8 protein-coding genes are annotated in these 9,254 nt (G+C 51.3%); all 8 read right to left on the reverse strand.

Going from position 1 to position 9,254, the window contains the following annotated elements; all coding sequences use genetic code 11:
* Positions 1 to 75: 75 nt before the first annotated feature.
* On the reverse strand, positions 76 to 4,104 hold the full coding sequence (gene rpoB / locus OGV52_RS06460) for a DNA-directed RNA polymerase subunit beta (RefSeq protein ID WP_003033111.1): 4,029 nt from the start codon (positions 4,102 to 4,104) through the stop codon (positions 76 to 78).
* 320 nt (positions 4,105 to 4,424) lie between these two features.
* Positions 4,425 to 4,790, reverse strand: coding sequence for a 50S ribosomal protein L7/L12 (gene rplL, locus OGV52_RS06465; protein ID WP_000028882.1), 366 nt, complete (start codon positions 4,788 to 4,790; stop codon positions 4,425 to 4,427).
* A 66-nt stretch (positions 4,791 to 4,856) separates the two neighbouring features.
* Entirely contained in the window at positions 4,857 to 5,354 is a 498-nt protein-coding gene (gene rplJ, locus OGV52_RS06470) for a 50S ribosomal protein L10 (RefSeq protein ID WP_005132895.1), read from the reverse strand.
* A 358-nt stretch (positions 5,355 to 5,712) separates the two neighbouring features.
* Positions 5,713 to 6,420, reverse strand: coding sequence for a 50S ribosomal protein L1 (rplA, locus tag OGV52_RS06475; RefSeq protein WP_016155300.1), 708 nt, complete (start codon positions 6,418 to 6,420; stop codon positions 5,713 to 5,715).
* A 3-nt stretch (positions 6,421 to 6,423) separates the two neighbouring features.
* Positions 6,424 to 6,852: a 50S ribosomal protein L11 gene (gene rplK, locus OGV52_RS06480; RefSeq protein ID WP_003033122.1), complete on the reverse strand. Its 429-nt coding sequence runs from the start codon at positions 6,850 to 6,852 to the stop codon at positions 6,424 to 6,426.
* 155 nt (positions 6,853 to 7,007) lie between these two features.
* On the reverse strand, positions 7,008 to 7,553 hold the full coding sequence (gene nusG, locus OGV52_RS06485) for a transcription termination/antitermination protein NusG (protein ID WP_003033125.1): 546 nt from the start codon (positions 7,551 to 7,553) through the stop codon (positions 7,008 to 7,010).
* Between the two features lies 1 nt (position 7,554).
* On the reverse strand, positions 7,555 to 7,938 hold the full coding sequence (gene secE / locus OGV52_RS06490) for a preprotein translocase subunit SecE (RefSeq protein WP_003033128.1): 384 nt from the start codon (positions 7,936 to 7,938) through the stop codon (positions 7,555 to 7,557).
* A 230-nt stretch (positions 7,939 to 8,168) separates the two neighbouring features.
* Positions 8,169 to 9,254 (reverse strand): elongation factor Tu (gene tuf / locus OGV52_RS06495; protein ID WP_131348470.1); only part of this gene is annotated, 1,086 nt, incomplete at its 5' end.

Consider the following 9,254-nt stretch of genomic DNA (forward strand, 5'->3'; position numbering starts at 1 on the left):
GATTTGCTCCCGTCGGAGTTAGCACAATCTGGCGCTGGCTGTTACGCCAGCACCAGTGACCTGTTTGATCGAGAGTTACTCGTCTTCCAGCTCGATGTTGATACCCAGCGAACGAATCTCTTTCAACAGTACGTTGAAGGATTCCGGCATGCCTGGTTCCATCTGATGGTTGCCGTCCACGATGTTTTTATACATCTTAGTACGACCGTTCACGTCATCAGACTTAACGGTGAGCATTTCCTGCAGGGTGTATGCCGCGCCGTATGCTTCAAGCGCCCACACTTCCATCTCCCCGAAGCGCTGACCACCGAACTGAGCCTTACCACCCAGCGGCTGCTGAGTAACCAGGCTGTAAGAACCGGTAGAACGCGCATGCATCTTGTCATCAACCAGGTGGTTCAGTTTCAGCATGTACATGTAGCCAACGGTAACCTGGCGCTCGAACTGCTCACCGGTACGACCGTCGAACAGTGTGATCTGACCGGAAGTCGGCAGGCCACCCAGCTGTAACAGTTCCTTGATTTCAGACTCTTTCGCACCGTCGAACACCGGCGTTGCGATCGGCATACCTTTTTTCAGGTTTTCAGCCAGACGCAGAACTTCTTCATCGCTGAAGGTATTCAGGTCAACTTTCTGACGAACATCTGAACCCAGATCGTAAGCACGCTGGATGAATTCGCGCAGTTTCGCGACTTCCTGCTGCTGTTTCAGCATGGCGTTGATCTTATCGCCGATACCTTTCGCAGCCATACCCAGGTGGGTTTCAAGGATCTGACCGATGTTCATACGCGATGGTACGCCCAGCGGGTTCAGCACGATATCTACCGGCGTACCGTTAGCATCGTGTGGCATATCTTCGATCGGGTTGATCTTAGAGATTACACCCTTGTTACCGTGACGACCTGCCATCTTATCACCAGGCTGGATCCGACGTTTAACCGCCAGATAAACCTTAACAATCTTCAGCACGCCCGGTGCCAGATCGTCGCCCTGAGTGATTTTACGGCGTTTCGCTTCGAGTTTTTTCTCGAACTCGTGTTTCAGTTCGTCGTACTGCTCAGCCAGTTGTTCCAGCTGATTTTGTTTCTCTTCGTCGGTCAGGCCGAGTTCTAACCAGCGATCGCGCGGCAGTTTGTCGAGCTTCTCAGCTTCAACACCACCGGAAACCAGCACAGCGTAGATACGGCTGAACAGGCCAGCTTCGAGGATTTGCAGTTCTTCAGACAGGTCTTTTTTCGCCTGCTTCAGCTGCATCTCTTCGATTTCCAGCGCACGTTTGTCTTTTTCTACGCCATCGCGAGTAAAGACCTGAACGTCGATAATCGTACCGGAAACACCGTTTGGCACGCGCAGAGAAGAGTCTTTAACGTCAGACGCTTTCTCACCGAAGATCGCACGCAGCAGCTTCTCTTCTGGCGTCAGCTGGGTTTCACCTTTCGGCGTTACCTTACCAACCAGAATATCGCCACCGGTTACTTCCGCGCCGATATAAACGATACCGGATTCATCCAGTTTGGAGAGCGCAGCTTCACCCACGTTCGGGATGTCAGCGGTGATCTCTTCCGGCCCCAGCTTGGTGTCACGGGACACACATGCCAGTTCCTGAATGTGGATGGTGGTGAAACGGTCTTCCTGGACAACACGCTCAGATACGAGGATGGAGTCTTCGAAGTTGTAACCATTCCATGGCATGAATGCCACGCGCATGTTCTGACCGAGCGCCAGTTCACCGAGGTCGGTGGACGGACCGTCTGCCAGCACATCACCACGTTCAACCGGTTCGCCCAGAGATACGCAAGGCATCTGGTTGATACAGGTATTCTGGTTAGAACGGGTGTATTTGGTCAGGTTATAAATGTCGATACCTGCTTCGCCCGGGTACATCTCGTCTTCGTTAACTTTGATAACGATACGGGAAGCATCCACGTACTGGACGGTACCGCCACGTTTAGCAACTGCGGTAACACCGGAGTCGACGGCAACAGCACGTTCCATACCGGTACCAACCAGCGGCTTATCAGCACGCAGAGTCGGAACCGCCTGACGTTGCATGTTCGCACCCATCAATGCACGGTTGGCGTCATCGTGTTCCAGGAACGGGATCAGGGACGCACCGACGGATACCACCTGCTGGGTGGATACGTCCATGTAGTCAACCTGGTCACGGCTAAACAAGCTGGATTCGCCTTTGCTACGGCAGGTAACCAGATCTTCTACAAAGTGGCCTTCGTCATCCAGGTTGGAGTTCGCCTGAGCGATAACGTAGTTGCCTTCTTCGATAGCAGACAGGTAATGAATTTCGTCAGTTACAACACCGTCGGTCACTTTACGGTACGGAGTCTCGAGGAAGCCGTATTCGTTAGTCTGTGCGTACACAGACAAGGAGTTGATCAGACCGATGTTCGGACCTTCAGGCGTTTCGATTGGACATACGCGACCGTAGTGAGTCGGGTGTACGTCTCGAACTTCGAAGCCTGCGCGTTCACGGGTCAAACCGCCTGGGCCGAGTGCAGAGATACGACGTTTGTGCGTAATCTCAGACAGCGGGTTGTTCTGGTCCATAAACTGAGACAGCTGGCTGGAACCAAAGAACTCTTTCACTGCTGCAGAAATCGGCTTAGCGTTGATCATATCCTGAGGCATCAGGGTATCCAGATCGCCCAGAGACAGACGCTCTTTCACCGCACGCTCAACACGTACCAGGCCAACGCGGAACTGGTTTTCCGCCATTTCGCCTACGGAACGGATACGACGGTTACCGAGGTGGTCGATATCATCGACTTCGCCTTTACCGTTACGGATATCGATGAGCTTCTTCATCACTTCGATGATGTCATCTTTGCTCAGGATACCGGAACCTTCGATTTCGTCGCGCAGCAGAGAACGGTTGAACTTCATACGACCAACCGCAGACAGGTCATAGCGGTCTTCGGAGAAGAACAGGTTCTCGAACAGGCTTTCAGCAGCTTCACGCGTCGGCGGCTCACCAGGGCGCATCATGCGGTAGATTTCTACCAGCGCGCTCAGACGATCGTTGGTTGGATCGACGCGTACAGTTTCAGAAATGTACGGACCGTGGTCCAGATCGTTGGTGAACAGCGTTTCGATACGCTTGTGGCCAGACTGGCTCAGCTTAGCCAGCAGATCCAGACTCAGCTCCATGTTAGCTGCGCAGATCAGCTCGCCAGTAGATTCGTCAACGTAGTCTTTAGCCGCAACTTTACCAGCAATGTATTCAACCGGAACTTCGATATGTTTGATATCGTCTTTTTCCAGCTGGCGAATGTGGCGCGCAGTGATGCGACGGCCTTTTTCGACGTAGACTTTGCCGTTAGCTTCGATGTCAAAGGAGGCGGTTTCACCACGCAGGCGTTCCGGCACCAGTTCCATCTGCAGCTTGTTGTCACGAATTTCGAAAACAACTTTCTCAAAGAACAGGTCAAGGATCTGCTCAGTGGTGTAGTTCAGTGCACGCAGAATAATGGTCGCAGGCAGTTTACGGCGACGGTCAATACGTACGAACAGGTTGTCCTTCGGATCGAATTCGAAGTCCAGCCAGGAACCACGGTAAGGGATAATACGCGCGTTATACAGCACCTTACCCGAAGAGTGGGTTTTACCTTTGTCGGAGTCAAAGAAGACGCCAGGACTACGGTGCAGCTGAGAAACGATAACACGCTCAGTACCGTTGATAACAAAGGTACCGTTGTCTGTCATGAGCGGAATTTCGCCCATGTAGACTTCTTGTTCTTTAATGTCTTTTACGGTGCCTTCCGGCGCTTCGCGCTCGTAGATCACCAGGCGCAGTTTTACGCGCAGCGGTGCGGAATAGGTCACGCCACGGATCTGACATTCCTGAACGTCAAACACCGGTTCGCCAAGGCGGTAGCTGACGTATTGCAGCTCGGAATTACCGCTGTAGCTCTGAATCGGGAAAACGGAACGGAAAGCTGCTTCCAGACCATACTGCCCTTCAGGATCTTGCTCGATGAACTTCTGAAACGAGTCAAGCTGGATAGAAAGGAGATAAGGTATGTCCAACACTTGCGGACGTTTACCAAAATCCTTACGAATACGTTTTTTCTCGGTATAGGAGTAAACCATTAGGGTTCCTCAGCTCGCTGACAAGTCGACCCATCTGTCCGACGAAGGGACAGTTTGTGCAACACTATTTTGTTGACCGGAAAATCGAATACTTTCCGCAATGCCTGTTGCTATCACGCTTAAACCATTTCATTGCGATTTACACAGAACTGACGTTCTGTCGCAGTATATTAAGACGTCGATAGAAACAAGCATTGAAAGGCACAGCAGTAGTCAAACAGTGTGAAATGCTACTGGCGCCTTACAGCGCAAAAAGGCTGGTGACTAAAAAGTCACCAGCCATCAGCCTAATTTCTTAGGCTGCAACCAGAAAAGTTGGCTTATTTAACTTCAACTTCAGCGCCAGCTTCTTCCAGAGATTTTTTCAGTGCTTCTGCGTCGTCTTTGCTCACGCCTTCTTTCAGCGCAGCCGGTGCAGATTCTACCAGGTCTTTAGCTTCTTTCAGACCCAGGCCAGTTGCGCCACGTACTGCTTTGATAACAGCAACTTTGTTAGCGCCAGCAGCTTTCAGAATTACGTCGAATTCAGTTTTTTCTTCAGCAGCTTCAGCCGGGCCAGCAGCTACAGCTACAGCAGCAGCAGCAGAAACACCGAATTTTTCTTCCATTGCAGAAATCAGTTCTACAACGTCCATTACGGACATAGCGGATACTGCTTCAATGATTTGATCTTTAGTGATAGACATTTAAATTGTTCCTGAAAATCAGAATAAGTTTATACGTAAGCAGATGCTTTACAAAGATAACTGCGATTAAGCAGCTTCTTTCGCATCGCGTACAGCAGCCAGAGTACGAACCAGTTTGCCAGCCGAAGCTTCTTTCATGGTTGCCATCAGGCGTGCAATTGCTTCTTCGTAGGTCGGCAGAGTTGCCAGGCGATCGATATTCGATGCCGTAATCAACTCACCTTCAAAGGCTGCGGCTTTGACCTCAAATTTTGCATTCGCTTTCGCGAACTCTTTGAACAGACGAGCAGCAGCGCCCGGGTGTTCCATAGAGTATGCAATCAGGGTCGGACCAACAAACGTGTCTTTCAGGCACTCGAACTGAGTACCTTCAACGACGCGGCGCAGCAGGGTGTTACGAACAACACGCATGTATACGCCAGCTTCACGACCTGCTTTACGCAGTTCAGTCATTTTATCTACAGTTACGCCACGGGAATCCGCAACTACTGCAGACAGCGCGCCTTTGGCTACTTCGCTGACTTCAGCAACAATCGCTTGTTTGTCTTGAAGATTTAAAGCCATTAGCTTTGCTCCTGGATGTTTGCCGGAACTCATGTTCCGGAACTCACTTCACTCCCCCCAACGGAGAGAGCGTCTAAATACGGTGAGCAGAAACAAGCCAGAGTATCAGAAATAATCTTAGCGTTCTGTCACCGTCTACGCAGGGCATTAAGTTTCTTACGAAACACCTGCGGTCTTCGACGGAGGCCTGGATTAGGCCAGGCTCCAACGAACAAATCTTTTCTATCTGTCGCTATTCAATCTGTAGTGGCGTTGACTGCCTTGCCACAGCCTGAATATCTCAGATATACGTCTGCAATTAGCAGAATACGTGGGGGTAAGATTGTAGACAAAATCACCGCCCACGTAAAGGCGAATATTAGTTCGCCACAGTCGCAGTCAGACCGGACTGATCAACGGCAACGCCAGCACCCATGGTGGTGGAGATGCTAACTTTCTTGATGTACACGCCTTTTGCCTGAGTCGGTTTTGCTTTTTTCAGCGCAACCAGCAGAGCTTCCAGGTTTTCTTTCAGTTTGTCAGCGTCAAAATCCACTTTACCGATGGTGGTGTGGATGATGCCGTTTTTGTCGTTACGGTAACGAACCTGACCAGCTTTAGCATTCTTAACAGCTTCAGCAACGTTAGGAGTTACAGTACCAACTTTCGGGTTTGGCATCAGGCCGCGCGGACCCAGAACCTGACCCAGCTGGCCAACAACGCGCATTGCATCCGGGGAAGCAATAACAACGTCAAAGTTCATTTCGCCTTTCTTGATCTGTTCAGCCAGATCTTCCATACCTACCAGCTCAGCGCCTGCAGCTTTAGCAGCTTCAGCGTTTGCACCCTGGGTAAATACGGCTACGCGAACGGAACGGCCAGTACCGTGCGGCAGTACAGTTGCACCACGTACGTTCTGGTCAGATTTACGAGCATCGATGCCGAGGTTAACAGCAACGTCCACGCTTTCTACGAATTTAGCAGTGGCCAGCTCTTTCAGCAGAGCGATAGCTTCGTTGATGTCGTACTGCTTAGTAGCATCAACTTTGTCACGGATCACGGACATGCGCTTGGTCAGTTTAGCCATTTCTTAGTCCTCCACTACCAGGCCCATGGAACGTGCAGTACCTTCAATGGAGCGAGTCATCGCTTCAATGTCGGAACCAGTCATGTCGGCAGCTTTGGTCTGCGCGATTTCCTGCAGCTGAGCGCGGGAAATTTTACCCACTTTGTCTTTGTTCGGCTTGCCGGAACCAGACTTGATACCAGCCGCTTTCTTCAGCAGAACTGCTGCCGGAGGCGTTTTGGTAACGAAAGTGAAAGAACGGTCAGCGTAAACGGTGATAACAACCGGGATTGGCAGACCTTTTTCCATGGAATCAGTTTTAGCGTTGAACGCTTTGCAGAATTCCATGATGTTCACGCCTTGTTGACCCAGTGCAGGACCTACCGGCGGACTCGGGTTAGCCATACCAGCTGCAACCTGCAGCTTGACATAGGCTTGGACTTTCTTAGCCATTCTAAATTCCTCTAGTTGGGTTATAACGCCTCAAGGAGGCTCCCCGTGATTAAATTCGTTTTACGGATAGGATCCATAAAAACAAAAGGCGCGAAATTGTATTCCAATCTCGCGCCTTGTGCAACGCTTAAATCGTCGCTTTTTTGATCGGGGTGTTAGGCTTTTTCAACCTGAGCGAAGTCCAGTTCAACTGGAGTCGCACGACCGAAGATAGATACGGAAACTTTCAGACGAGACTTCTCGTAGTCCACTTCTTCAACCACGCCGTTAAAGTCAGCGAACGGACCGTCGCTAACGCGAACCATTTCACCTGGCTCAAACATCGTTTTCGGACGCGGCTTGTCGCCAACCTGCTGCAGACGGTTCATGATCGCATCAACTTCTTTGTCGCTGATCGGCGCCGGACGGTCAGAAGTACCGCCGATAAAGCCCATCACACGCGGCACGCTGCGCACCAGGTGCCAGCTTGCGTCATTCATCACCATCTGGACCAATACATAGCCCGGGAAGAATTTACGTTCGCTCTTGCGACGCTGACCGCCACGGATTTCGACCACTTCTTCGGTCGGCACCATGACTTCGCCAAACAGCTCTTCCATATTTTGTAACTTGATATATTCGCGCAGCGATGTAGCTACGCGGCCTTCAAAACCGGAAAACGCCTGAACGACGTACCAGCGCTTTTTAGGGGCTTCAGACATCTTAGAACCTCAGGCCAGTGATAAAGGATACCAGGCGAACCAGAATACCATCCAGTCCCCACAGGATCAGTGACATTACTGCGGTAACCGCAGCCACAATTAATGTGGTGTGCAATGTTTCCTGGCGAGTTGGCCAAATGACCTTACGGACTTCGGTTCTCGCTTCACGGGCAAAAGCAACGGTCGCTTTACCTTTTGTTGTCAACAGCGCGACACCACCCGCTGCGGCAATCAGAATCACTACGGCCAGCGCACGCAGCGGCAGCATCATGTCACGATAGAGGTAGTTGCCAACGATAGCTACAAGCAGCAATACAGCGACAACAACCCACTTCATCGCTTCCAGGCCGCGCCCGCTTCCTTGAGCTTCGGTATTCGCACTCATAAACCAACCTGTCAGAAGTATTCTACAAACATTTTCACCCCGCGTAAGCGAGGCGATCCAAACCGAAATGCTCTGGTGCGTTTCGGACTAAACGCCCTCTTCAGAGCCTGTCTCAGCAATGATTATGACAAATAAAATCACTGATGAGCCAGGTTCTGGTGTGAAAGCGTGCAAAAAGGGCATCAAATGATGCCCTTTTATTGCGCATTGCGTCAAATGTTATTCGGCAATTAGCTCATTACTTTGGCAACAACGCCCGCACCAACAGTACGGCCGCCTTCACGGATTGCGAAACGCAGACCGTCGTCCATCGCGATTGGGTGGATCAGGGTAACAACCATTTTGATGTTGTCGCCCGGCATTACCATCTCAACGCCTTCCGGCAGTTCGATGGTACCAGTCACGTCAGTAGTACGGAAGTAGAACTGCGGACGGTAGCCTTTGAAGAACGGAGTATGACGGCCGCCTTCGTCTTTGGACAGAATGTACACTTCAGATTCGAACTTGGTGTGCGGCTTGATAGAGCCCGGCTTAGCCAGGACCTGACCACGTTCGATTTCTTCACGTTTGATACCACGCAGCAGAACACCAACGTTCTCACCAGCACGGCCTTCGTCCAGCAGTTTGCGGAACATTTCAACGCCAGTACAGGTAGACTTAGCAGTCTCTTTGATACCAACGATTTCAACTTCTTCACCAACTTTGATGATACCGCGCTCTACACGACCGGTAACAACGGTACCGCGACCGGAGATGGAGAATACGTCTTCGATAGGCAGCAGGAACGGCTTGTCAATCGCACGCTCTGGTTCCGGGATGTAAGAATCCAGGAAGCCAGCCAGTTCGATGATTTTCGCTTCCCACTCTGCTTCGCCTTCCAGCGCTTTCAGAGCAGAACCACGAACGATCGGAGTGTCGTCACCCGGGAAATCGTACTGAGACAGAAGTTCACGAACTTCCATTTCTACCAGTTCCAGCAGCTCTTCGTCATCAACCATGTCGCATTTGTTCAGGAACACGATGATGTACGGAACGCCTACCTGACGACCCAGCAGGATGTGCTCACGAGTCTGCGGCATCGGGCCGTCAGTCGCAGCAACAACCAGGATCGCGCCGTCCATCTGCGCAGCACCGGTGATCATGTTTTTAACATAGTCGGCGTGGCCCGGGCAGTCTACGTGTGCGTAGTGGCGAGTCGGGGTGTCATATTCAACGTGAGAAGTGTTGATGGTGATACCACGAGCTTTTTCTTCCGGCGCGTTATCGATCTGGTCGAATGCACGAGCAGCACCGCCGTAGGTTTTAGCCAGTACGGT

Origin of the sequence: Citrobacter sp. Cb041, assembly GCF_030336655.1 — a bacterium.
Taxonomy (GTDB): Bacteria; Pseudomonadota; Gammaproteobacteria; order Enterobacterales; family Enterobacteriaceae; genus Citrobacter; species Citrobacter braakii.

What these genes read in the sequence shown, in the direction of transcription:
- rpoB (WP_003033111.1), bottom strand. Translation starts at nt 4,104, where the DNA reads ATGGTTTACTCCTATACCGAGAAAAAACGTATTCGTAAGGATTTTGGT.
- rplL (WP_000028882.1), bottom strand. Translation starts at nt 4,790, where the DNA reads ATGTCTATCACTAAAGATCAAATCATTGAAGCAGTATCCGCTATGTCC.
- rplJ (WP_005132895.1), bottom strand. Translation starts at nt 5,354, where the DNA reads ATGGCTTTAAATCTTCAAGACAAACAAGCGATTGTTGCTGAAGTCAGC.
- rplA (WP_016155300.1), bottom strand. Translation starts at nt 6,420, where the DNA reads ATGGCTAAACTGACCAAGCGCATGTCCGTGATCCGTGACAAAGTTGAT.
- rplK (WP_003033122.1), bottom strand. Translation starts at nt 6,852, where the DNA reads ATGGCTAAGAAAGTCCAAGCCTATGTCAAGCTGCAGGTTGCAGCTGGT.
- nusG (WP_003033125.1), bottom strand. Translation starts at nt 7,553, where the DNA reads ATGTCTGAAGCCCCTAAAAAGCGCTGGTACGTCGTTCAGGCGTTTTCC.
- secE (WP_003033128.1), bottom strand. Translation starts at nt 7,938, where the DNA reads ATGAGTGCGAATACCGAAGCTCAAGGAAGCGGGCGCGGCCTGGAAGCG.